We start from the raw sequence: 22906 nt of genomic DNA on the forward strand, positions 1-22906 counted from the left end.
ATATGTAGTTCTCCTTGTGTCTTCCATCGTTTTCATACATTAGTTAATATTACTATAATGCAGTCAAATGATCAAGTGCATTTCTTTTACGAATTTGCTCCCAATCTTACTTTTTCACTACAATTTTCCCACTTCAGGGGTATTTTTACAGGAAATTGAGGAAGCGTCTGCCACCACAGGGGAAAAATGACAGAAATGGCAATAGGGAAGCGTGAAAAGCCAAAACCCCGCCGGACGTTTTGCACGCCCGGCAGGGTTCCATCAGGAACGTTACTGTCAGCGGACGGATACCACCTTGTAATCCTGATCCTCCACCGTCTTTTTAAGCACATCATCCCCCACCGGGGCGCTCAGTGTCACAACCGCGGTGCCTGCCTCATGGCTGACTATTGCTTCCGTAACCTCGGGAAGTCCTTCCAGGCATTTCTTTACTCTTGCCTCACAGTGTCCGCACATCATTCCTTCAATCGTCATCGTCTTTTCCATCATTTTTTCTTCCTTTCTTTTTGACTTTATTTTTCTGTCCCTTCCGGCATCGTAAAGTTTAAAAAAGTTAAGCCTTAGGGCGTTTGTCACCACACAGAAACTGGATAAGCTCATAGCCGCCGCTCCAAACATCGGGTTCAGTTTCCAGCCGAACAGCGGGTACCACAGCCCGGCGGCCAGCGGTATGCCGACCGCATTATAAAAGAACGCCCAGAACAGGTTCTCATGGATATTTTTAAGAGTGGACCGGCTTAAACGGATGGCAGCCGGGACATCGCTCAGGCGGCTCTTCATCAGGACTACGTCGGCCGCGTCGATGGCAATATCCGTACCCGCCCCGATGGCGATTCCGATATCTGCCCTTGTCAGGGCCGGCGCGTCGTTAATTCCGTCGCCGACCATAGCCACCTTCCCCTTCTTTTTCAGGGAACGGATTACACTCTCTTTGCCGTCGGGAAGCACGCCTGCGATTACCTCGTCAACTCCTGCCTGCCGACCGACCGCCTTGGCGGTTCTCTCATTGTCACCGGTCAGCATTACCACATGGATTCCCATATTCTGCAGTTCCTTTACCGCCTGCGGACTGTCTTCCTTGACGGTGTCGGCTACGGCGATAATTCCAATCAGTTTACCGTCTTTACTGAAGAACAGAGGTGTTTTCCCTTCTTCCGCCAGTCGCTCGGATGCTGTCTTCATCTCGTTTGTCACTTCACACTGGGTGCTGATAAAAGAGAGATTTCCCCCTGCTAAAGATGCGCCGTTAAGGACAGCAGACAGGCCGTTGCCCGGGAGCGCCTTAAAGTCGGTGACCTCTCCGGCTTCCATTCCCTCTTCCTCCGCCCTTAAAAGGACTGCCCTGGCCAGAGGATGCTCACTCTTCTTCTCCAGCGCAAAAGCGGATTTGAGAAGATCGGTTTCCGTGTTTCCGGATGCCGGAACCACATCCGTCACCCTGGGTTCCCCACTGGTGATCGTACCGGTCTTATCAAGAGCTACAATCTCCGTCTTGCCGGCTTCCTCCAAAGAAACGGCCGTCTTAAACATGATGCCGTGCTTTGCGCCCATGCCGTTGCCCACCATGATTGCAACCGGAGTCGCAAGGCCGAGGGCGCAGGGACAGCTGATTACCAGCACGGAAATGCCTCTCGCCAGTGCAAATCCGACGGTCTGCCCCGCAATCAGCCACCCGACAATTGTAACAGCCGAGATGGCAATCACGGCCGGGACAAAAACGCCCGACACCTTATCGGCAACCTTTGCGATCGGAGCTTTTGTGGCGGCTGCATCGCTGACCATCTGGATAATCTGGGATAAGGTGGTGTCCTCTCCAACCCTGGATGCCCGGCATTTCATAAAACCGGACTGGTTTACTGTGGCAGCCGACACCTGATCTCCGGCGTTCTTATCGACCGGAATACTTTCGCCGGTCAGCGCCGATTCATTAACAGCGCTGCTCCCCTCCAGGACAATTCCATCCACCGGGATATTCTCACCGGGCCGTACCACGAAGATATCGTCTTTTTTAACCTGTTCAATGGAAACCTCCGTCTCCACGCCGTTCACCAGGAGGGTTGCTGTCTTCGGAGCCAGCTTCATCAGGCTCTTTAAGGCGTCCGTGGTTTTTCCCTTTGAGCGTGCCTCCAGCATCTTGCCTACCGTAATCAAGGTCAGAATCATGGCCGCAGATTCAAAATAGAATTCATGCATATAGGCCATCACGCCGTCCATATCACCGGCCGCCTGCGCTCCGGTCATGGCAAACAGCGCATAGAGACTGTATACAAAGGAGGCTCCCGAGCCCAAAGCCACCAGGGTATCCATATTGGGGGCTTTGTGTATCAGTCCCTTAAAACCGCTTATAAAGAATTTCTGGTTAATCACCATGACGATGGCCGTCAGCACGAGCTGTAAAAGCCCCATTGCAACGTGGTTGTTTTCAAAAAACGCCGGAACCGGCCAGTTCCACATCATGTGTCCCATGGAGAAATACATGAGCACAATCAAAAATCCCAATGAGTAATAAAGCCGCCGTTTCAAAATAGGAGTTTCACGGTCCTTTAATGCATCACCGGCAGGAGCTGCCGTCGGGGCGTTCTTAACCGCCGCTGCTTTAGCCGCCGCTCCGTATCCCGCCGCCTCGACTGCCGCTATGATTTCCTGATGCGAAGCGCTTCCCTCCACTCCCATTGAATTAGTCAGCAGGCTGACAGAACAGGATTCCACGCCAGGTACTTTTGACACTGCCTTTTCCACCCGGGCGCTGCAGGCCGCACAGCTCATCCCCGTTACTTCATATTGTTCCATTTATTCGGTCTCCTTTCTGTGATCTCTGCATGAGCGGCAGAAATAATGACTGATTCCTTCAAAAATATTGTGTTATACCCGTATAGGGTATCTGATTTATATTTGAATTATATACCCTATTAGGGTATATTGCAAGGAGTTTTTTGGGAATCTATGAAAAAAATGGGTGGGGATTTAGTTGAGATGCGAGGACGCCTCTGTAAGACGGCGGACGGGGGAGTGGGAGGGTGTTTATGAGTCTTCAGTCCCGGCTTGCATGATGTGGTGAGGGGGAATCCAGGAGAAAAAATTCCTACGTGGACTCGCTCCCGCTTGTGGAATGCGCAACGGATGCTAGATTCGAAAAAACCTCATCAAGCACCGGCGGATTCCAAGGTCCCCTTCGGAAAGTTTTCTCCTTCCTTCCCCAGGCAGGTTGTCGACGGGACTGAAGACTCAGCGAAGGTGATTGCCCCGTCCGCCGGCTTCAGGGGCTGATTGTCTCTTTCGTCGAGTGCGGGGAAGGTATTGTCGCGGCCACTACGAAGCGGTGATATTTAATCGATTCGCTGTCTTATAACTGCCTCCCAGTGCATGTGAAACAGGATAGAACGCTGTTTTGAGCGGCTAAGACCCGGAATTTCTACTATTTCATCCTGAGTGAAAGCCGGCTCTCTGACAACACATTTCTCAGGTTTATAAAGAGACTGTTCCCGGGCATCTGAAGGCCCGTGGTGGCAGAGACAATACCCTCTCCCCTTGAAGGAACAGAACAAATCAGCGGCCGCAGGCCGGGGTTCGGGATGGCGAAAAACCTCGGCGTCTTCAGTCCCGGGCCATAAACTTCCCGTGGGGAATCCGGGAGAAAAAGATTCCGCAGGGAACCTGGGAGTTCATCAGTACTTGCCGAGGTCTTTTCGAGGCTAGTACTGTTATGTACTCCAAAGAGCGCAAGCGTTTCCCGCAGGAACTTTTTCTGCCCGGATTCCCCACCCGCGACAACTTACAAACCGGGACTGAAGACTCACATCCCCCCTCTCCCCATCCCAAACCCAGACCGTCCCGGCAGCGTTCTCCTTCCTCACCCCACCTCCCGCATTTAAAATGGCTATACCATGTTATCCATGATATAGCCCTAATCCTTCGTTTTTGGTTCCTTGCTGTCCTGCAGGCTAACTTGAGCCGCTTATGGCCGTACCTGCCCGTTTCCGTAAATAATATATTTCGTGGTAGTCAGTTCCTTAAGCCCCATAGGCCCTCTTGCATGAAGCTTCTGCGTACTGATTCCGATTTCCGCCCCAAAGCCGAACTCGAAGCCGTCGGTAAACCGTGTTGACGCGTTGACATAGACCGCAGCGGCATCGACGCCCTCCAGGAATTTTCTGGAGCTGTCGTAGTCTTTTGTGATGATAGACTCAGAATGGCCGGTGTTATAGCGGTTGATGTGGTCTATGGCCTCTTCCACCGAACCGACTTGTTTTACGGAAAGTATGTAGTCGAGATATTCCGTTCCCCAGTCTTCCTCGGTTGCGGCTTTAAATTCAGGCACAATGGAAAGTGACTCATGATCTGCGCGGATTTCCACCTGTTTTTCATCGAGGCGTTTCTTTAAAAGCGGCAGGAATTCACCGGCAATGCTCCGGTGCACCAGCAGTGATTCACAGCAGTTGCAGACGCTGATTCTCTGGGTCTTGGCGTTGAATATAATGTCGAGCGCCATATCAAAATCAGCGGTTTCATCCACATAGATATGGCAGTTTCCTGTCCCTGTTTCGATGACCGGCACGGTGCTGTTCTCAACAACGGTGCGGATTAATCCGGCCCCGCCGCGTGGAATCAGTACGTCAATGTAGCCGTTCATACGCATAAACTGCTTTGTGGCCTCGCGGTCCGTATCGGTGATTAGCTGAACGCAGTCCTCGGGAAGCTCGCAGCCGTTAAGTCCCTCCCTCAGCCATTTCACAATTGCCTTGTTTGATTCCAGGGCATCGCTGCCGCCCTTCAGGATCACGGCGTTGCCGGACTTAAAACAGAGGGCGAAGGCATCCACGGTGACATTAGGCCTGGCCTCGTAAATCATGCCGATAACGCCCATCGGGACACGCTTCTGCCCTATCAAAAGGCCGTTGGGACGTTCCTTCATCCCCAGGACTTCGCCTACGGGATCGTCCAGGCTGATTACCTGGTTCACGCCCTCAATAATGGCCTCGATCCGTTCATGGGTGAGCGTCAGGCGATCGATCATTCCCGGGTTCATTCCGGCCCCGCGGGCTCTTTCTATGTCCTTACGGTTGGCCAAAAGGATTTCCTCTTCGCCTTTCAGCAGAGCCTCCGCAGCCGCTTTAAGCCCCTCATTCTTTTTTACGGAACCGAGGAGGGCCAGCTTTCTGGAGGCGTCCTTTGCGCGTTTGCCGATCATTTCGAGCATATTAATCATCCTTTCTGTTCAGGCTCTTTTGAGGCGTGATAATCCGATCCATCAGGATATCGTATTGATCCACGGCAATCGCCTCCGTCATCTGAAAATCATAGCAGATGGCAATCTTCTCATGCTGTGGCTCCTTTTCAAAAAAGCGGTCGTAATAGCCTGCGCCGTAACCGGTTCTCTCAAAACGTTCGGAGAATGCAACTCCCGGCACGATGACCGGCACATCCTGTTCGGCAGCCAGTTCACAGCTCTTTTTAGGTTCAGGGATCCCGAAGCAGCCGGGTTCGAGATCTTCATAACGGTCGATGTAATAAAAATCCATCTCCTTGCCTTTTACTCTCGGAACAGCCACTTTGATCCCCTGCTCCAGGTAAAAACGAATCAGGGATTCAGTCCCGGTCTCTCCGCGCACGCTGACATAACAGTATACGGTGCCAAACTGCTTTTCCAGTCCAAGTCCCTTTATTTTCTCACAGATTGTATTGTCCCACTCTGCCATCTCTTCCGTGGTCAGGTGTTTTCTAAGCTCCAGTACCTTTTTTCTAAGGTCAGCTTTGGATGTCACTGATATTCCCATATTTTTTCCCGAGATCGGTAATTGTACCGTCTTCCTCCTTGATTGATATACTGTTTAAGGTTCCGCGCATGTTTTTCCGAATTGTCTCGATATATTCTTTGCGAAGGGCAGCCTGTTCATTCTTCTCCTCTTCCGTGAGGCCGGTTGACTGGCTCTTATGGTAGAGTGTGTTGATGCGATCAATTTTTTCCTGGTCCATATTGTACGCTCCTGTGTCATCATTCAGATTTTGGTTTCTCACCGAGAATCATGTGTTCCTGCATGTAACTCTCGGCTCTTCTTTTCCCCGCTCAGCTTTCGCTGTTCAGGTATGTATTCAAATCAAAGTCTTTGTTCTCATGGGCGGCAAAGAGGGTGCCGCATTCTTTTCCCTCCAGAATCTCATAGATTGCGTTCAGATCATTTGCATTGGCAATCAGCATATCCGAACCGCTTCCCGTGGCAATCTGCGCCGCCGCCAGTTTGGCCGACATTCCGCCCGTGCCCACACTGCTTGCGGAATCCTTGCCCATGGCTTTCAGTTCCGGCGTCAGCTCCTTGACAAACGGGATGAATTCGGCATCCGGGTTTTTATTGGGATCATCGGTGTACAGACCGTCGATGTCCGACATGAGAATCAGGACATCGGCCTCCACCAGGGCGGCTACGATGGCCGAAAGCCTGTCGTTGTCACCAAACTGGATCTCATCGGTCGCAACCGTATCATTTTCATTGACTATAGGAATGGCACCAAGTTTTAAAAGTTCGTTGAACGTATTGTGGGCGTTAAAACGCGACTGCTCATTCGTCACCGTATTCTTCGTCATCAGTATCTGTGCGGCAGTCTGGTTGTACTCCGCAAACAGCTTCTGGTAAACCATCATCAGTCTGGCCTGCCCCACCGCAGCAAACGCCTGTTTCTCTTCCAGAAGGCGGGGCCGTTCATTAAAGCCGAGGGCCTGACGGCCAGCAGCGATGGCTCCGGAGGATACGAGAATCACTTCCCGCCCTTCTCCGCGCAGATCGCTGAGTACCCGCACCAGCTGTTCAATCTTTCTCAGGTTCAAATCCCCTGTCTCAGGATGGGTCAGGGAGGATGAACCTATTTTAATAACAATTCTTTTTTTCTGTTTTAAGGCAGCTCTTTCCTCTGTCATATCAATTCCTCTTTTCCCGCAGCATTGTGCACCGTTTTCGTTTGAACAGTAATCCATTTTCTGCAAGTTTACCTCATTTACAAAATCACGTCAATAAAAAATGGGGGAAAATCTGGAAACGATTGTTTCCGCTGCCCTGAGTCCGTCCATTGCGGCCGAGGTAATGCCTCCGGCATATCCCGCGCCCTCTCCGCACGGATAGAGTCCCCTGACACGGCTTTCCAGTCCCTCGTCCCTGGGGATGCGGACCGGTGATGAGGTGCGGCTTTCAATGCCTGCCAGAATTGCGTCGTCCCGGTCAAAGCCCGGTATGGTGCGTCCAAAACTGTTTATCCCTTCCACCAGGGCCTCCGACAGCGGCTCCCTCATCACATCGCGCAGGTTTGCAAAGGAATAGCCGCCCTTAAATGCAGGCTCTACATCTCCAAAAGTCTCTGATACAGCGCCCGTCTTAAAGTCTTTGTAAAGCTGGACCGGAATTTTACCGTCTCCCGCACGATATGCCGCCTCTTCCAGGTTTCTCTGGAACGACACGCCTCCAAGAGGCCCATTGTCAGGAAAGTCCTCCGGCGTCACCGTGACGATGAGGGCGCTGTTTGCATTTTTTCCGGCCCGGTCGTGGTTGCTCATGCCGTTGACGGCGAGTCTGCCGTCCTCCGACGACGCATTGACGACAAAGCCTCCCGGACACATACAGAAGGAATAAACGCCGCGGCCCGACGAGGTCTGCTTTGTCAGCTTGTAGCTGGCAGCTCCCAGAGAACCGGGATGTTCCATTCCGTACTGCGAAAGATTAATCTGGCTTTGGGGATGCTGAATCCGGAGTCCCACTGCAAAAGCTTTTGCATGCAGATCCAGTTCTTTTCCCGCCAGCATGGAAAAGGTGTCGCGGGCACTGTGCCCGATGGCAAGGACAACGGCCTGCGCCGGGATGATTTCTTCTTTAAATGTTCCATCCTCCTGTTTCTGTGATGCGGTGATAGAGGTAAGCTGCCCGTTTTCATCCGTAAAATCGGTCATTTTGCAGTTGAAACGTATTTCTCCGCCCAGGCGGATAATTTCCTGCCTGATATTTTTCACGACAAGGCTCAGGACATCCGTGCCGACGTGAGGTTTATTCACATAAGTAATAGAAGGATCTGCGCCTGCTTCGGCGAGAATTTCCAGCACCTTTTTATTTCTGCCTGAAGGGTCTTTTACCAGGGTATTCAGCTTTCCGTCCGAAAATGTCCCGGCGCCGCCCTCTCCGAACTGGACGTTGGACTCAGGATTTAACGCTCCGCCCGCCCAGAAGCGGTTTACTTTTTCCGCACGGGAATCGACATCCTCTCCGCGCTCCAGAATAAGAGGCGTAAATCCGGCTCTTGCAAGCATCAGGCCGCAGAACATACCGGCCGGCCCGAATCCGATGATGACGGGCCGTTCCTTAAGCGGTTCTTCCCCATGCTCCGGGAAACGGTATGCCTTTTCCTTATCGAAAAGCACATTTACGTTTTTCGCATTTTTAATGACGGCTCTCTCCTTGCCGGAGACGGCGGCATTCAGCGAATATATGTACAGCAGTTCGTTTTTCTTTCTGGCGTCCAGGGACTGTCTGACCGGGGCGAGGGAAAGAATTTTCTCCTCCGGGATCCGCATCATCCTGGCTGCTTTTTTCTTAAGGTCTGCCTCCGTGTGATTGACAGGCAGTTTTAACTGGTTAATACGAATCATGTTTACAGTCCTGCGTGAGTCCCGGCGATTGCTCCGGTGCTCCACGCCCATTGCAGATTGTATCCTCCGCAGATACCATCCACATCCAATAGTTCTCCTATCAGATACAGGCCTTTCTTTATATTAGATTCCATTGTCTCGGGATCAATCCCGCATACATCCACTCCGCCGCAGCAGATCTGGGCATTCTCAAAGGGATTGACAGCCGTAATTTCCGTGCGGAACTCCTTGATTATGCCGGTCAGCCTCCCTGTCTCCTCCTCTGTCAGAAGTTTCACCGGCCTCTGCGGCTCGATTCCCGCCAGTTTGATAAACAGCGCAGAGAGCTTTTTATGGAACCAGCCCGTGAAAAATTCCTCCATTGTCTTGTGGGCGCAGCTTAAACTTCGCTCCCTTATCATTTTGCGTGTTTTTTCATACGTCTCCTCCGGATAGAAATCCAGGATGGCGGTGACTTTTTTACCCTGGTCGAGAGCCCTTGACGCAAAACGGCTGACCTGGAACACTGGAATTCCTGAAATTCCGTAATCAGTCAATTGAAGCTCGCCCTGATCCCTTGCCATCTCCTTTCCGTTACAGAAAAGAGCGACGCAGGCCTCCGTCCGGACCCCGGAGATCTGTTTGTAAAACTTCTCCCGGCAGCGCAATTGTACGAGGGCGGGAAGGGGTTTTATGATACGGTGTCCAAGCTGCTCTGCCAGTTTGTATCCGCTTCCGTCGGAACCCGTGACCGGCGCCGCCTTAGAGCCGGTGGCGAGAATCAGGGAGTCGGAGGAAAATTTACCCTTTGAGGCTGTAACTTCAAACCTCTTTCCACCTTCTTGCCTGTAAGAAACCTTCTCGATTCCGCACTCCGTGACGACACGCACGCCGCGGTGGATAAGTTCCGACCTGAGGGCATCGAGAACAGAGGCTGCCTGTCCGGAATTCGGGTACAGGTAACCGTTTTTATCTTTTGGGACAATGCCGAGATCACGGAAGAAACAGAGAGTTTCCTCCACGGTGAACCGGCTGATGACATTCATCGGGAAATCGGTTTTTCCGCTTCTATAGCAGTTTTCATCCATTACACGGTTTGACAGGTTACATTTCCCATTCCCCGTGGCAAGAATCTTTTTACCAACGCGGTCCGTGTGTTCTAACAGAGTCACGTCCGCGCCCTGTCTGGCGGCGAAGATAGCCGCCGTCATGCCGGATGCTCCGGCACCGATAATGATAACCTGTTTTTTCATAATACTTTTTCTCCTGTCTTGTAACGATTTAAATCTTCCCAGTCCCCACTTTACAATACGCATTTAAGACAGAATTCTGTTACTGTGCACGGAGTGAACAGTAACAGAATTTTAGCTGCTGTACGATTCCAGATAACTGAACACATCCATCATGGATGTAAACCAGATGCCCTCCATCAGTTTCTCCTGCTCCTCCAGCGGGAATTCGGCAAGCGGCATATGGGTGTCCAGGCATACATTGTTACGGTCCTTCGCAAAGACAAGGAGAAAACCTTCCTCTGCCACCAGACAGTAGTTCTTTACTTCTTCCCTGGTTTCTACCTGGCGCTGGTTGATTACCACATTGTCCTCCGGCGCGGACTCCGATTCCAGAATCTGTCCCGGTATCGGCTGCGCATGCTCCGGCCGATAGAAATAAATATAGGCTCCCGTTAGAATGGATGCAGCTAAAAATACTGCTAATAGAAAAAAGCAGACATAATACTTTTTCATGGAATTCCTCCTTAAGTATTATTAGTATCTGCCTTTTTCTGTTATCTTAAACACAAAATGGGGGTGAAAAATGGATTCCCCCCACTACTCTTTCGCCGGGACCGAAGACGCGAAGTTTTATGCCCGCCCGCCATCGGCCGCTGCCTCTGAAGTATCCTCATTTTTGGGGAAGGCCCCGAAGGGAAGCTGCCTCTGCGGTGCCTCGTTTGGTTTTATATTTTACAGTTCTTCTGCTTTGTATACAAAGTAGCCCTCGTAATAATAGCTGTGATCGATTCCTTTCATGTAAAGTTCTCTGTCGCTTACCCTGTCTGTCAGGGCCTGTTTGAGGAGATGTTTTATTTCGATGTCTTTTATGGGGCTTCTCTCCATGGCAAGGAGATAGTCGTCTTTGTCTATCTTGCTCCAGTCTATGACCAGGTTTAACTCTTTTTTCAGCATCTGATCCAACCATATTCTTGCGCTTCGGCCATTGCCTTCTCGGAATGGATGTACCACATTCATTTCTACGTATTTTTCTATTATTTCATCGAAGGTAGACTGCGGCATTTTCTCTACGTTTTCTATTGCAGCCTGCAGGTACATAACCGGGGCAAACCGGAAGGTGCCTTTGGCGATGTTAACATCCCGTACTTTTCCTGCAAATCCATAGATATCTTCAAATAGATGCCGATGAATTTCAGCGAGCGCATTATAGGTTCCTGCTTGTAAGCTGTCTAAAAGGCCGCTTTCGAATAATTCCACGGCTTTTTTCTTGCTTAGTTTTTCTTCCACTCTTGCGAGTTCTGTAGAATCGCTGATGCCCAATTTGTTTTCAAGTGTCATATGGTTTACCTTTCTAAATCGGATGTTGTTATTCTTAAGTCTGCAAAAAGCGCCGTTCTGTGAACAACATCACGATTTAAAACTCATTTTTTTAGAATTCTCTTTAAGTAGGAAAGATCCAGCAAATTCACAGTTTCGAATTTTCCCTTATAAAATACAGCCCAGTTATTAAATACGCAGGGCAGTTCTTTTGCTTTTTTGAGTGTATCCACCTGGATTAAGGATACAGGGATATCGTTTGTTTCACAATATTCTTTTACCATGTTAATGGTCCGGCCGACAAAGGGGCATTGCATATCGTAATAAATGGTCAGTTCCTTGTTTTCGATTCCCCCGTTTTTGACATTGGGGCCGAAGGCTGGAGTAGTTCCGTCGAATGAGAGGGCAAGCAGTTCGTATCCGTCACCAGTTGTATCGACCGCCTCAAAACCGTACTTTTTCACAAACGACTGATCGGAGAGCCAGGATTTCTGCTTTTTGGAACCGAGCATGCAGACACCTGATTTTCCTTTTGCCCTGGCGTCGGACAGACAATATTCCATCAGCTCTTTTCCATATCCTTTCCCCTTATAGTCTCCTAAAACCCACAAGCAATACAGGTAATAATAATTGTCCCCGTCAATCGGGACCCAGGCAGTTTCAAGAGGGGCATATTCAATAAAAACAGTAGCCTTTGCATTCAGCTTCCGGAAAACATGGCCTTCCTTAAGCCGCTCCAGAAGCCACTGCCGCTTCGCTTCAACACCCGGATAAGGCTTTTTACTGCGGATAATACAGCACAAATGCTCATCGGCAAGGTTTTCTGCCGTCAAATTCACAAATTCGTTATCCATATCGTCTCTCATTTCTTACATCAGCCTCAGTTTCTTTGATATCCTGATAATCTTCGTTCCGCCCGGCATGGTATAAAGCTCTTCCTCATCGATGCAGCGCAGCTTAATCAGGAGAATCCCATAAACCGCAATGGCTGTGATGACCGCCAGGATTGTTCCGATCAGGTTGCTCTTTACGATCAGTATCACGAGCTTATACACTCCGAAAGCCGCTGCGCCCATGAAGGCCGCCGCGACCGCCGGAAGCAGGAAGGTTTTGAGAAGCTCCTGTCTGTAATTCAGGTATTTCCGGATTGCCAGGGCATTCAGGACGCACATGAAAACGGCGAACAGGATGTTGGCAAAGACCATGCTGTAAATTCCCATCTTAAATACCATCAGCATAATATAGAGGGCAATCACATGCAGGACCAGGGAAATAAATGCGTTTCTGACCGGTACGTTCATGTGGTTGATACCCTGCAGGATGGCGTTGGTTACCGTTGAAAGAGACAGGAAAATGACTGCCGCCGAACCGATAATCAGCATCCGGATCGCCTCTGCGTTGTTGCCGCCTCTGAAAAGCAGATTGTTGATCGGCGCAGAAAGAACCGTAAGCCCGACGGCGGACGGAATAGCGATCAGCATCGCAAAACGGATGGCAAGGCCTGTCTTCGCAATAACCGCCCCCTTCTCTTTTCTGGCTACCGCTCCCGACAGGGAAGGAATCAGAGAGGAAGAAAGGGAGTTGGCCATAGCCAGAGGCACATGGACGAGAAGCATGTATTTGTTATTATAAATTCCCCACAGGGAAAGGAACTCCTTTCCCTGACCCAGGGATTCCATACCATAAGCCATAATGCTGTTGTCCACAACCGCATTGATATTGTAAACGGCCGAGCTGATAATGACCGGTACAACGGTGAATAAAAATGTTACCGAGATATCGCCGTAGGAATCGGTGCGTTTGCTTCTGTCCCGCCTTTTGCGCCGTTTCATTACGGGCGCATAGATGGCAAAAAGAAGGAGCATGAAAAGCAGGGCGGCCAGCGCGCCGGCTCCTGTTCCGATAGTGCCTCCGGCGGCGCCGAATGCCTGCGGGTAGCCCGTTGTGTTATAAACACGGTTGGAATCCAGCCCGACTTTGAACAGAACGCTGGCGGCAACCACGCTGATTACCGCATTGACAATCTGTTCGAAAATCTGGGAAATTGCCGTGGGAATCATCGTTCCGTGTCCCTGGAAAAAGCCTCTGAGAACACCGAGATAAGCCATGATCCAGATCGTGGGCGCCAGGGTCTTCAGCGCATAAACACAAAACGGCGTATTGAACGCTGTCGTTGCAAAGAAACCTGCAAAATTCCAGGTGATAAAGCAGGCCAGTCCTCCCACAACAGTGGCATAGACAAGCGCGGCCTTCAGGACCCGGACCGAATTCCGGTACTGCCCCTTCGCCATTCTCGCAGACACCATCTTGGACACCGCCAGCGGCAGACTGTACGAGGAGAGAATCAGCATGATGTTGTATACATTAAATGCCGTAGAGTAATATCCCATCCCCTCGTCGCCGATGATGTTGGTCATCGGCACCCGGTAAAGGATTCCGATCAGCCTTACTACAATTCCCGCCACTGCCAGGATACTGCCCTGGACAACGAAATTTGATTCCTTTCTGCCCGTTGTTTTACGTCTACTCTGTCTGTTCTCCATAAAATTCCGCCTTATCCATACGTTCAGACTGAATGATGCAGATCCAGGTGCTTCCCGGATTCATCATAATCTCCTGACCGCTTTCGTCATAGTATTTTGTCATAGCCTCGGCGCTTCCTTTGGTCCAGGTGATCTTTTCCCCTCTTCCGTTTGTGAAATAATATCCCAGCCCCGGGCTATGTACGTCAATGTCCAGATATTCGGACGGTGAATAATATTTCCAGCCGCAATACTGGAAAATAATATTTTTGGCCGTCAGCTGTCCTTCATTGCCGTTTTGTGGACCGCCGTATTGGAAACGGTAATACAGGCCGTCCTTGCTGTTATATTCAAACCATGGATCATTCATTATGTATCCCGGGCGCACAAAAGCGGCCGCAAAACCGTTCTCAAGCGTCACCGGATATTCCGGTTTTGAGAAATGGTAGTGGCCTTTATAGTCCTCCGGATATTTCTGGGAATACCCCATCGCTTCAATCGCTTTTTGGATACGGTCCCCGCTGGCATAGGCATTGTGGGGGGATTTCTTATCCTTGGTCCTGTAAAAGGCCACGGAACCTTTTCCCTCTATGCCGTTTAAATGCTCCATCCTATCCAGGTAGGGGCGCGCAAAGGAGCTCTGCCCGAAGTGGGCATAGATTGCTTTAAACTCATTTGCAAAAAAAGTATAGTAAGTGCGGCAGCTTCTGACCGAACCGATGCGGTCCAGGCTATCATAGTCTTCCAGGATGGCCATGTACCGGTTCATCCCGCCCTCCACGGGAGCCTCATAGATAACGCCTGCATGATTAATTCCGTAATGGGGCAGCGCCGCCTTGTCATTGCTGATCATGATGGCAATGGGACGGCGGTCCGCTATCGCCACGTCCGTCATCTCACCGGTCAGGTAACTGGGGATTTTTCCGTCCTTCTCCACACGTTCCAGTTCCCGGCTCCCTTCGGTCTCGGGTTCCGTCTCCGGTTCCGTAATCTGGATCACCCTGGTCTCCTCTGTTTCTTTCACACTTGCAGTAACCGATGTTTCTTCATACCTGGTACATCCTGCAGTCAGACAGAGTCCGGCCGCCAGCGCCAGAATAACCCCCCGTTTCATCATCTGGTATACCCTCCCGCTTTCAGGATTTCCTCCTGCTTCTGCTCCATGACGGCGCGCTCTTCCTCTTCCATATGGTCATACCCGCAGAGATGAAGCATGCTGTGTGCGACCAGAAAGGCCAGTTCCCTGGACTCGGAATGCCCGTATTTCTCCGCCTGCTCTTCCACCTTGTCCACCGAAATCACGATATCCCCGAGAAGCAGCTCCCCCGTCTCCGGGTTAAAATAGTCCTCTGACTGTTCCTCCATGCGTTCAAAATCGGATGGGGTTTCAAAATCTCCCATTGGGAAAGACAGTACATCGGTCGCATTGTCTATCTGGCGGAATTCCCGGTTGATGCGCCGGATTTCTTCGTTGTCGGTCAATACCACGTTGACCTCGGCCTCGTAAGGGCATTCTTCGTAGTCCAGCGAGGCTGTCACCACTTCCTCTATGATCGATTCATACGGCAGTTCAAGCTTCTTTTCGGCTTCGTATTCGATATTGATTGTCATTTGTTTTTTCTCCCTCTGGGTGAGGGCCTGTCCTCGGATGTGCCGTGAAATCCGCGTTCTCCGCGCCGTCTGCCCTCATTTTGATCCTTTTTCTCTTTCAGTTCAAAACTTTCATAGGCTTCAACGATTTTCTGGACAAGCGGATGACGCACAACGTCACTGCTGGTCAGAAAACAGAAGCCGATATCATCGATTTTCTTCAGGACCCTGACCGCCGTATCGAGGCCGGACACCGCCCCGGCCGGAAGATCCTTCTGGGACTGGTCTCCTGTGATAATGACCTTGGAGCCGAAACCGATACGCGTCAGGAACATCTTCATCTGGGCCGGCGTCGTATTCTGGGCTTCATCCAGAATAATATACGCATTGTCCAGCGTACGTCCTCTCATATAGGCCAGCGGGGCCACCTCAATCAGGCCCTTCTCGGAATTATGGAGATAGCTTTCGGCTCCCATAATCTGATAAAGGGCGTCATACAGTGGGCGCAGATAGGGATCTATCTTGCTCTGTAAATCACCCGGTAGAAATCCCAGCTTTTCACCTGCCTCAATGGCCGGGCGTGTCAGGATAATCCGGTTCACTTCCCCATTCTTAAATGCCTGGATAGCCATAGCCATGGCAAGGTAAGTCTTTCCTGTTCCGGCGGGGCCTACGCCGAATACGATCATCTTCTTCCGTATCATATCCACATACTGCTTCTGGCCTACGGTCTTGGGTTTGATCGGCCTGCCGTTTATAGTACGGCTGATAATATCCTTATCGATCTCCAGAATCTGGCTGTCCTGCTCCGTAAAAGAAAGGGAGATGGCATAATCCACATTCTGTTCCGTGATCGTATTACCACGCTTCGAAAGCTCCAGCAGGTTGTTGAATACACTTTTGGCCTGCCGGATCGCCTGCTCCGGGCCGATGATCTTCAGGGCTCCGTCTCTTGTAATCATGGTTACATGCAGTGTGCGTTCTATCTTCTTCAAATATGCGTCAAACTGGCCGCAGACGTTCTGTACATGTTCCATGGGAATATCAATTACTGTTTCAATTATGCTCATCGTCTGGCTGTTCTCCTTGTGTTTCGACATTTGTTTCAGTGATAAACGGTTCCTCCGTCTGCATGTTGACCTCAAAGCGGCAGGAAGAGCCATTAACTAATATTTTAACATTATTTTCAATAATTTGTACCCCTTTTTCCATTAATTTTTCCGCAACTTCATTTTTATAAGCCTCGCCCAGCGCTTCCAGCTCTTTTTCCGTGTATTTTTCGTCGTAGGAACACACTTCCTGTGACGTGATAAGCCCCAGTTCCACAGGGAGATAAAAATCACCGAAAAGCCTTACCTGGCGTATCTCCGTCACTGTTCTCCACTCCGTATTCCGGAAATTGGGAATCAGATAGACAAAGGAATGGGCGCCGATGTTCGTCATAAGCCCCTTCCTGACCCGGCCCGTCTTTTCCTCCTTTTCATGCCAGAGGGAGATTTCCTTTGTCTCCTGTCTGGTGCGTCTGGCAATGATGTCTGCGTCAGAATGGACATAATGCTCCGCCACCACGGTGCCTCCGTCGTCGGTGATGGGGATGGCTCCGCTGACGAGAATCTGGCCTTTCACCACCTCGTCGCCCGGTTTTACCATCGGAATTCCACTCCTTACAATCATGGAGGTGATGGTCCCGTCGGCGTCGGCCGTGAGATCACAAGGCGTGTTATCCCTGACCGGAATTTCCAGAGGCACGTCATTTTCCTTGACATGGACATAGAGCTTTGTTCCGATCAACCGGGCCGAAACCCAGGTGATGCCGTTATACTGGTTTCTGAGCGCCGCTTCCAGCTCTTCGCAGGAAACCTGATTCTTCATGATTCCGCAGTGGATCCCCAGTGTGTCCAGAAAATGTGAAAGTTCATCGTCCGTATACATTACATTACCCTGATATCCAATATCCCATACAAAAAAGGAAAGCGTGTAAAGAAGCATGAAAAAGCAGATAAAACCGGCGGCCCACAGCTTTCTTTTCCTGTTTTTATATAAAAAAAAAGGAAGTCCCAGTTTTCGCTGTATCCTAAGCCTGATCTTCGCTTTCTTTGCATAGGGCTTGCTGGAAAAGAAATCCCGTATCCCCATCGAAAATATGTAATTGCCTTTTGAAAATATTACATCCCAGATATCGAGCCCGGAAGCCGCGCATAAATTAAAAAAACGCTCCGGAGACTGCCCCGTCATCTGGATCCGTACACTGCCGGACCAAAACCTTCGCAGAAACTTCATAAAATAACGCCTCCTGAAATCAGAGAGATTCAAAATCCACCGACTTGATGTGTCCCGTCAGCTTCAACTGCTCCTTATCATAATATTCAATCGATAAATTTTTCCCCTCCACGGTCAGTTTTGTGGTCTTTCCCTGGAGTTTCAACATCGTGTCCGTAAATAAAACAATGCTTCTGTAATTTTCCACTACAGCCGAATGGCTGCCGGTAAAGGACAGAAGCATCTCTCCAAAAAAGACATCTTCCGGCAGATTGAGGGCCGATACCACCGCTTTTTTTTGTCTGCTGAACAAGAGCGTACCGCCTTTTGAAGTCCTTACTGAGATTATATGAAAAAAAATCCGGTTTTATTCTTTTACAATTCTCTCCCGCGTCCGGTAAAGGAGAATTTCCGTCATCAGGGGAACGCACACAATCAGAGGCAGCGCATACCTGACACAGGTAACCGGCCCGAGAAGCAGCGTGCCGAAGTATCCGAAAATCATCGAAAGCGGAACGAGAAACGCTGCCTGCCGCCTGTAAAGCAGCGCGGTTCCCGTAAGAAGCATCAGCCAGAACGGAAACGCCTGGTTGAGAATCAGGGCCAGAAGTGGAATTTTCTCGTATTCCGGGGTCAGGCTGATATTACGCAGATAGTTTTCATACTGAGGGAAACGGCTGTTCCTGAATATGTGGAGAATATTATATTCTTCCTCCATAAAAGAGCCGTCAAAAACGATATAGTCGATCCAGTACTGTGTCTCTCCAGGATACCAGTATCCCCAGTTTCCCATTAAAAAGGAGTCGAGGTAGACGAGAGGCTCTTTTGCACCTATTGCGGCCCACGTCTTTAAAAATGTTCCGGGATCGCTTTTCACGACCTCTGTCTGGAAACCACTCTTCACCGGATCCGCATTTACCCTGACATAACCCTCCAGGGCGTCCGGCAGGATTAGAGCTTCAATATAAGACTGCTCTTCTTTTGATAGACTCTCCGGTTTCTCATGCCATACTCTGGCAAGCTGCTGCATCGGGACAGACAGCATCTCCTTCGCATCCCCTTTTTGCACGCCGAGGGACGTCAGCACGGGGCCGTTCATTGTCATATATACCGCAGTCAGAGCGGCGGCGAAGATAAGCCATCTGGGTACAAAAGAACGTGTCCCGCCGTTTTTTTTCTTATACCGGATAAAGAAAATGAGCGCAAAAAAGGAATAAAACAAAAACACATAGATACCCTGGTTTCTGAAAAAACAGGAAAAAAGCGCCGATAGAAAAAAGCCTGTCATAAGCGCCCGGCTTTTGAAAAAGTGTTCCGGATCGGATATCATATCGATGGAGAAATCAAAAGCAAGCAGGAAAAATGCGCTGAAAAGCACATCCTTTGTTGTAAGCAGGACAAGTACCTGCATATAAGGATTTGCCGCCAAAAACAGCCAGGAGGCGAGAATCAGCCAGAGAGGCGCGTTTCGTCGTATCATGCGGTACAGAACGAAAGAAAACACCGCCGCCATCACTGTGATCTGGATCAGGCTGTAAAGAGCCAGGCCGATCTGGTAGCTGTGGAAGAACACTTCCCCAATCTTCAGGCTGCCGCAGAGAAACAGCGTATGCAGAACCGGATGATGGCTTGTCAGCGGCTCGCTTCCGAAAACCTGAAGGATCTGAACCGAGGCATCGTAGGAATACACTCCCGGATAAACTGCCAGGAGCGTTGTCATATAGACGGCAAAGGTGATTAGGAAAATGAGCGCAAGCGGTTTGATTCCCGGTTTCTTCCCACTCTCACCCGCCGTTTGGGATACAAAAGGAATCATCCGCAAAAAGAGGCCGGTAAATGCCGAGAACAGCAGCGCAGCTGCCGAAAGCGCCGTTAAGAAGCCAAAAGCCGCAGGCGCCGGAATCTCATTCAGGGAGTATCGGATACCCAAGATGAACATAAGCCCCATCAGCAGTCCCGATATCAGGCTGAGGATCAGTCTTCTCTTTTCAAAAGGAAAAAAAGCTTTTAAATAAAGAAAAGCAATCCCTGCTGTAACCGGCACACAAAAGACCGATGCCGGATCCATTAAAAGGGGGAAAGCCAGTGTGGTTTCACTGGTCAGAAAATATACGGTGGCTATTGCCAGAACCGCAGACCACAATATTCTCCTCTTCATTCCTTTCATCTCCCACAACCTCCTGTTAATTCTGCCAATCAATCAACAAAAATCCCTGGCTTAAATAAACCAGGGATTTCATCTCGCTCTTGACAGTGAAAAACATGTTTAACACGCCCCTCACCCATTAACCGCGGTGAAAAGTATGCTTGACATATCTTTTCATCGTATAATTAATTATATTTGCGTTTTCTAGCAGCTTCAGATTTCTTTTTACGACGAACGCTTGGTTTTTCGTAATGCTCTCTTTTGCGAATCTCCTGCTGAATGCCAGCCTTTGCACAGTTTCTTTTGAATCTGCGTAAAGCGCTGTCTAAGCTTTCGTTATCTTTAACGATTACATTTGACATAGCTCACACCTAACCTCCCTCCAGTTGTGTAATAAGTGCATATTAATACAACTGTTTGGGTATTTTTTTAGCACTAGTAAAATTATATCATAAAAATTCCATACGTCAACAGGATTTTTATGTTTTCTCAAATTTTCTTTGATTTGATGGCAGAACCTTATTTAATCTGCTCTTTTGCGACCTCTGCCGCCCTTTTCAGCGCGTCCGGCACACCGGCAGGGTTTTTACCTCCGGCCTGGGCCATATTCGGCCTTCCTCCGCCGCCGCCGCCGACAAGACCTGCGATAGCCTTAATCAGGTTACCCGCATGGGCGCCCTTCTTCTGAGCCCCATCCGTAACGGATGCCATCAGGTTTACCTTACCGTCCTGAACGGATGCAATCACAACAACGCCCTCGCCCAGTTTCTCCTTGAGCTGGTCACCCAGGTTTCTGAGTCCGTTCATGTCGACATCCTTCACCTGGACTGCCAGAAGCTTCACGCCGTTTATCTCCTGTACCTGATCCATAACGTCACCGAGTGAATCGTTGGCCAGTTTGCTCTTTAACTTCTCATTCTCGGAATGAAGAGATTTGAGCTCGTCGAGCATGGCTTCCAGTTTGGTTCTTAAATCGGCCGGTGTGGACTTAACCACTCTGGCTGCTTCGTGGAGTTCTTTCTCCATCTCTTTGTAATAATTCATAAGCCCGGTGGAGGTCAGGGCTTCGATTCTTCTGACGCCGGCTGCAATACCTGCCTCGGATATAATCTTGAATGCGGAGATGGTGCCTGTGTTGCCCACGTGGGTACCGCCGCAAAGCTCTGTGGAGAAATCACCCATCCTGACAACGCGGACGCTGTCGCCGTACTTCTCGCCGAACAGAGCCATAGCGCCTGTCTTCTTTGCCTCGTCCAGACTCATGATCATCGTTTCCACAGGAAGGGAAGCGGCGATCTCATCATTGACTATCTTCTCCACTGCTGCAATCTCCTCACTCGTCATAGCGGAGAAATGAGTGAAGTCAAAACGCAGCCTGTCCCTTGTAACCAGGGAACCTGCCTGCTCTACATGAGTGCCCAGCACGGTGCGCAGGGCCTTGTGAAGCAGATGGGTTGCGGAATGGTTTCTTTCCGTCAGTTCGCGGTTCTCTTTATCAACGGTCAGGGTCACGGTGTCGCCCGTACGGAACATGCCTTTTGTGACAACGCCGACATGGCCGATCTTGCCGCCCTGAAGCTTAATTGTGTCTTTTACCGTAAATTCGGCATCCGGAGTCGTGATGACGCCGATATCGGCCTGCTGGCCGCCCATCGTAGCATAAAACGGTGTCTTTTTAACAATCAGAGTGCCCACTTCTCCGTCTGTCAGCGCTTCCACAATCTCCGTCTCCGTCGTCAGAACCGTGATTACAGATTCGTCCGTCAGCTTGCCGTATCCGTCAAATTCGGAAGTGATGGACGGATCGATAGACTGGTATACGGTGACATCGGCTCCCATATAGTTGGTCGTCTTTCTGGCGGCTCTTGCTTTCTCTTTCTGCTCTTTCATCGCAGCGGCAAAACCGTCCTCGTCTAAGGAAAGATCTTTCTCCTCCAGAATCTCCCTTGTCAGATCGATCGGGAATCCATAGGTGTCGTAGAGCTTAAATGCATTCTCTCCGGAAAGCACTGTCTCATGGTTCTTCGCCATCTCATTCTCCATATCAACGAGAATAGCAAGTCCCTGATCAATAGTCTTATTGAATTTATCTTCTTCCTCTGAAAGCACTTTGAAAATCATAGCGCTCTTCTCTTCCAGCTCGGGGTAGCCGTCTTTAGAGAGGGCGATCACCGTCTTTGCCAGTTCGGCCATGAACTTTCCTTCAATGCCGAGTTTTTTTCCATGGCGGGCCGCACGTCTTAAAAGTCTTCTGAGCACATAGCCCCTTCCCTCGTTGGAAGGCATAATGCCGTCGGAGATCATGAATGTACATGATTTGATATGGTCGGCCACGATACGCAGGGAAACATCGGTTTCGTGATCCTTCTGATATTCCGTGTGGGCCATCTCGCATACGCGGTCTAAAAGAGCCTTGTTCGTATCTACGGTAAAGAGGGAATCCACCTCCTGCACGACAACGGCAAGGCGCTCAAGTCCCATGCCCGTATCAATGTTCTTGTGCTCCAGCTCCGTATAATTGCCGTGTCCGTCGTTATTAAACTGGGTGAATACGTTGTTCCATACTTCCATATAGCGGTCGCATTCGCAGCCTACGGTACAGTCGGGGCTTCCGCAGCCGTATTTCTCACCGCGGTCGTAATAAATCTCGGAACATGGACCGCACGGGCCTGCGCCGTGCTCCCAGAAGTTGTCTTCTTTGCCGAAACGGAAAATTCTCTCTTTCGGAATTCCCATCTCCTTGTTCCAGATATCAAATGCCTCATCGTCATCTAAGTAAACGGACGGATAGAGACGGTCGGGGTCAAGCCCCACAACCTCGGTTAAAAACTCCCATGACCAGTGGATTGCTTCTGTCTTAAAGTAATCACCGAATGAGAAGTTTCCGAGCATCTCAAAAAAAGTGCCGTGGCGGGCCGTCTTACCGATGTTCTCGATATCTCCTGTCCTGATGCACTTCTGGCAGGTCGTCACCCTCTTTCTCGGCGGGATCTCCTGTCCTGTGAAATATGGTTTTAACGGCGCCATGCCGGAATTGATAAGCAGCAGACTGTTATCATTGTGTGGAACCAGAGAAAAACTCTTCATTGCCAGATGTCCTTTGCTCTCAAAGAACTCCAGAAACATCTTTCTAAGTTCGTTTACACCGTACTTTTCCACGTTGCTTCCTCCTGTAAGTTTCTGTCTTTTCTATTTATATAATTCTTCATTCTTTATATCCTATCATAGGAAAATCTAT

19 protein-coding genes are annotated in these 22906 nt (G+C 49.9%); all 19 read right to left on the bottom strand.

The features are described from left to right. Positions 1 to 276 precede the first annotated feature (276 nt). The gene (locus EJL91_RS02520; RefSeq protein ID WP_125140385.1) at positions 277 to 2790 is read right to left on the bottom strand and encodes a heavy metal translocating P-type ATPase; all 2514 of its coding nucleotides are present in this window, start codon (positions 2788 to 2790) and stop codon (positions 277 to 279) included. A gap of 1165 nt (positions 2791 to 3955) precedes the next feature. Beyond that, the gene (locus tag EJL91_RS02525) at positions 3956 to 5206 is read right to left on the bottom strand and encodes a glutamate-5-semialdehyde dehydrogenase (protein ID WP_423243421.1); all 1251 of its coding nucleotides are present in this window, start codon (positions 5204 to 5206) and stop codon (positions 3956 to 3958) included. Continuing rightward, the gene (locus EJL91_RS02530; protein WP_125140387.1) at positions 5199 to 5774 is read right to left on the bottom strand and encodes a 5-formyltetrahydrofolate cyclo-ligase; all 576 of its coding nucleotides are present in this window, start codon (positions 5772 to 5774) and stop codon (positions 5199 to 5201) included. Before EJL91_RS02530 ends, EJL91_RS02525 begins: the two co-directional genes overlap by 8 nt. Further along, positions 5746 to 5973, bottom strand: coding sequence for a DUF896 domain-containing protein (locus EJL91_RS02535; RefSeq protein ID WP_125140388.1), 228 nt, complete (start codon positions 5971 to 5973; stop codon positions 5746 to 5748). The genes EJL91_RS02530 and EJL91_RS02535 overlap by 29 nt, the downstream gene beginning before the upstream one ends. Before the next feature lie 91 nt (positions 5974 to 6064). Then, on the bottom strand, positions 6065 to 6910 hold the full coding sequence (proB, locus tag EJL91_RS02540) for a glutamate 5-kinase (protein WP_125140389.1): 846 nt from the start codon (positions 6908 to 6910) through the stop codon (positions 6065 to 6067). Between the two features lie 90 nt (positions 6911 to 7000). Continuing rightward, positions 7001 to 8623 carry an NAD(P)/FAD-dependent oxidoreductase gene (locus EJL91_RS02545; protein ID WP_125140390.1) on the bottom strand — a complete coding sequence of 541 codons (1623 nt, stop codon included), beginning with the start codon at positions 8621 to 8623 and terminating at the stop codon, positions 7001 to 7003. A 2-nt stretch (positions 8624 to 8625) separates the two neighbouring features. Next, positions 8626 to 9855 carry a BaiN/RdsA family NAD(P)/FAD-dependent oxidoreductase gene (locus EJL91_RS02550; protein ID WP_125140391.1) on the bottom strand — a complete coding sequence of 410 codons (1230 nt, stop codon included), beginning with the start codon at positions 9853 to 9855 and terminating at the stop codon, positions 8626 to 8628. Between the two features lie 111 nt (positions 9856 to 9966). Beyond that, entirely contained in the window at positions 9967 to 10347 is a 381-nt protein-coding gene (locus tag EJL91_RS02555; RefSeq protein ID WP_125140392.1) for a hypothetical protein, read from the bottom strand. 219 nt (positions 10348 to 10566) lie between these two features. Continuing rightward, a complete protein-coding gene (gene fic, locus EJL91_RS02560) occupies positions 10567 to 11172 on the bottom strand; it encodes a protein adenylyltransferase Fic (protein ID WP_125140393.1) in 606 nt (201 codons plus the stop codon). Between the two features lie 83 nt (positions 11173 to 11255). After that, the gene (locus EJL91_RS02565; RefSeq protein WP_125140394.1) at positions 11256 to 12005 is read right to left on the bottom strand and encodes a GNAT family N-acetyltransferase; all 750 of its coding nucleotides are present in this window, start codon (positions 12003 to 12005) and stop codon (positions 11256 to 11258) included. Between the two features lie 15 nt (positions 12006 to 12020). Further along, the gene (locus EJL91_RS02570) at positions 12021 to 13694 is read right to left on the bottom strand and encodes a putative polysaccharide biosynthesis protein (RefSeq protein ID WP_125140395.1); all 1674 of its coding nucleotides are present in this window, start codon (positions 13692 to 13694) and stop codon (positions 12021 to 12023) included. Then, positions 13675 to 14790: a DUF3048 domain-containing protein gene (locus EJL91_RS02575; RefSeq protein WP_125140396.1), complete on the bottom strand. Its 1116-nt coding sequence runs from the start codon at positions 14788 to 14790 to the stop codon at positions 13675 to 13677. The genes EJL91_RS02570 and EJL91_RS02575 overlap by 20 nt, the downstream gene beginning before the upstream one ends. Then, positions 14787 to 15284, bottom strand: coding sequence for an rRNA maturation RNase YbeY (ybeY, locus tag EJL91_RS02580; RefSeq protein ID WP_125140397.1), 498 nt, complete (start codon positions 15282 to 15284; stop codon positions 14787 to 14789). The genes EJL91_RS02575 and ybeY overlap by 4 nt, the downstream gene beginning before the upstream one ends. After that, entirely contained in the window at positions 15281 to 16333 is a 1053-nt protein-coding gene (locus tag EJL91_RS02585; RefSeq protein WP_125140398.1) for a PhoH family protein, read from the bottom strand. Before EJL91_RS02585 ends, ybeY begins: the two co-directional genes overlap by 4 nt. Continuing rightward, positions 16320 to 17543 (bottom strand): sporulation protein YqfD, encoded by a 1224-nt coding sequence (locus EJL91_RS02590; RefSeq protein ID WP_125140399.1) that lies wholly within the window; start codon positions 17541 to 17543, stop codon positions 16320 to 16322. Before EJL91_RS02590 ends, EJL91_RS02585 begins: the two co-directional genes overlap by 14 nt. Positions 17544 to 17562: 19 nt before the next feature. Beyond that, a complete protein-coding gene (locus EJL91_RS02595) occupies positions 17563 to 17835 on the bottom strand; it encodes a YabP/YqfC family sporulation protein (protein WP_125140400.1) in 273 nt (90 codons plus the stop codon). Between the two features lie 54 nt (positions 17836 to 17889). After that, entirely contained in the window at positions 17890 to 19689 is a 1800-nt protein-coding gene (locus EJL91_RS02600; protein WP_125140401.1) for a DUF6020 family protein, read from the bottom strand. Positions 19690 to 19853: 164 nt separating this feature from the next. Beyond that, positions 19854 to 20030, bottom strand: a complete 177-nt coding sequence (rpsU, locus tag EJL91_RS02605) for a 30S ribosomal protein S21 (RefSeq protein ID WP_003504099.1) — start codon at positions 20028 to 20030, stop codon at positions 19854 to 19856. Between the two features lie 157 nt (positions 20031 to 20187). Beyond that, positions 20188 to 22794, bottom strand: coding sequence for an alanine--tRNA ligase (gene alaS / locus EJL91_RS02610; protein WP_243125247.1), 2607 nt, complete (start codon positions 22792 to 22794; stop codon positions 20188 to 20190). Positions 22795 to 22906 lie beyond the last annotated feature (112 nt).

It is taken from the genome of Clostridium transplantifaecale (genome assembly GCF_900626075.1).
GTDB classification, from domain to species: Bacteria; Bacillota; Clostridia; order Lachnospirales; family Lachnospiraceae; genus Otoolea; species Otoolea transplantifaecalis.

Excerpts from the sequence above, each read along its gene's own strand:
- EJL91_RS02520 (WP_125140385.1), bottom strand. The coding sequence starts at position 2,790 with ATGGAACAATATGAAGTAACGGGGATGAGCTGTGCGGCCTGCAGCGCC.
- EJL91_RS02525 (WP_423243421.1), bottom strand. The coding sequence starts at position 5,206 with ATGATTAATATGCTCGAAATGATCGGCAAACGCGCAAAGGACGCCTCC.
- EJL91_RS02530 (WP_125140387.1), bottom strand. The coding sequence starts at position 5,774 with ATGGGAATATCAGTGACATCCAAAGCTGACCTTAGAAAAAAGGTACTG.
- EJL91_RS02535 (WP_125140388.1), bottom strand. The coding sequence starts at position 5,973 with ATGGACCAGGAAAAAATTGATCGCATCAACACACTCTACCATAAGAGC.
- proB (WP_125140389.1), bottom strand. The coding sequence starts at position 6,910 with ATGACAGAGGAAAGAGCTGCCTTAAAACAGAAAAAAAGAATTGTTATT.
- EJL91_RS02545 (WP_125140390.1), bottom strand. The coding sequence starts at position 8,623 with ATGATTCGTATTAACCAGTTAAAACTGCCTGTCAATCACACGGAGGCA.
- EJL91_RS02550 (WP_125140391.1), bottom strand. The coding sequence starts at position 9,855 with ATGAAAAAACAGGTTATCATTATCGGTGCCGGAGCATCCGGCATGACG.
- EJL91_RS02555 (WP_125140392.1), bottom strand. The coding sequence starts at position 10,347 with ATGAAAAAGTATTATGTCTGCTTTTTTCTATTAGCAGTATTTTTAGCT.
- fic (WP_125140393.1), bottom strand. The coding sequence starts at position 11,172 with ATGACACTTGAAAACAAATTGGGCATCAGCGATTCTACAGAACTCGCA.
- EJL91_RS02565 (WP_125140394.1), bottom strand. The coding sequence starts at position 12,005 with ATGGATAACGAATTTGTGAATTTGACGGCAGAAAACCTTGCCGATGAG.
- EJL91_RS02570 (WP_125140395.1), bottom strand. The coding sequence starts at position 13,694 with ATGGAGAACAGACAGAGTAGACGTAAAACAACGGGCAGAAAGGAATCA.
- EJL91_RS02575 (WP_125140396.1), bottom strand. The coding sequence starts at position 14,790 with ATGATGAAACGGGGGGTTATTCTGGCGCTGGCGGCCGGACTCTGTCTG.
- ybeY (WP_125140397.1), bottom strand. The coding sequence starts at position 15,284 with ATGACAATCAATATCGAATACGAAGCCGAAAAGAAGCTTGAACTGCCG.
- EJL91_RS02585 (WP_125140398.1), bottom strand. The coding sequence starts at position 16,333 with ATGAGCATAATTGAAACAGTAATTGATATTCCCATGGAACATGTACAG.
- EJL91_RS02590 (WP_125140399.1), bottom strand. The coding sequence starts at position 17,543 with ATGAAGTTTCTGCGAAGGTTTTGGTCCGGCAGTGTACGGATCCAGATG.
- EJL91_RS02600 (WP_125140401.1), bottom strand. The coding sequence starts at position 19,689 with ATGAAAGGAATGAAGAGGAGAATATTGTGGTCTGCGGTTCTGGCAATA.
- rpsU (WP_003504099.1), bottom strand. The coding sequence starts at position 20,030 with ATGTCAAATGTAATCGTTAAAGATAACGAAAGCTTAGACAGCGCTTTA.
- alaS (WP_243125247.1), bottom strand. The coding sequence starts at position 22,794 with ATGTTTCTGGAGTTCTTTGAGAGCAAAGGACATCTGGCAATGAAGAGT.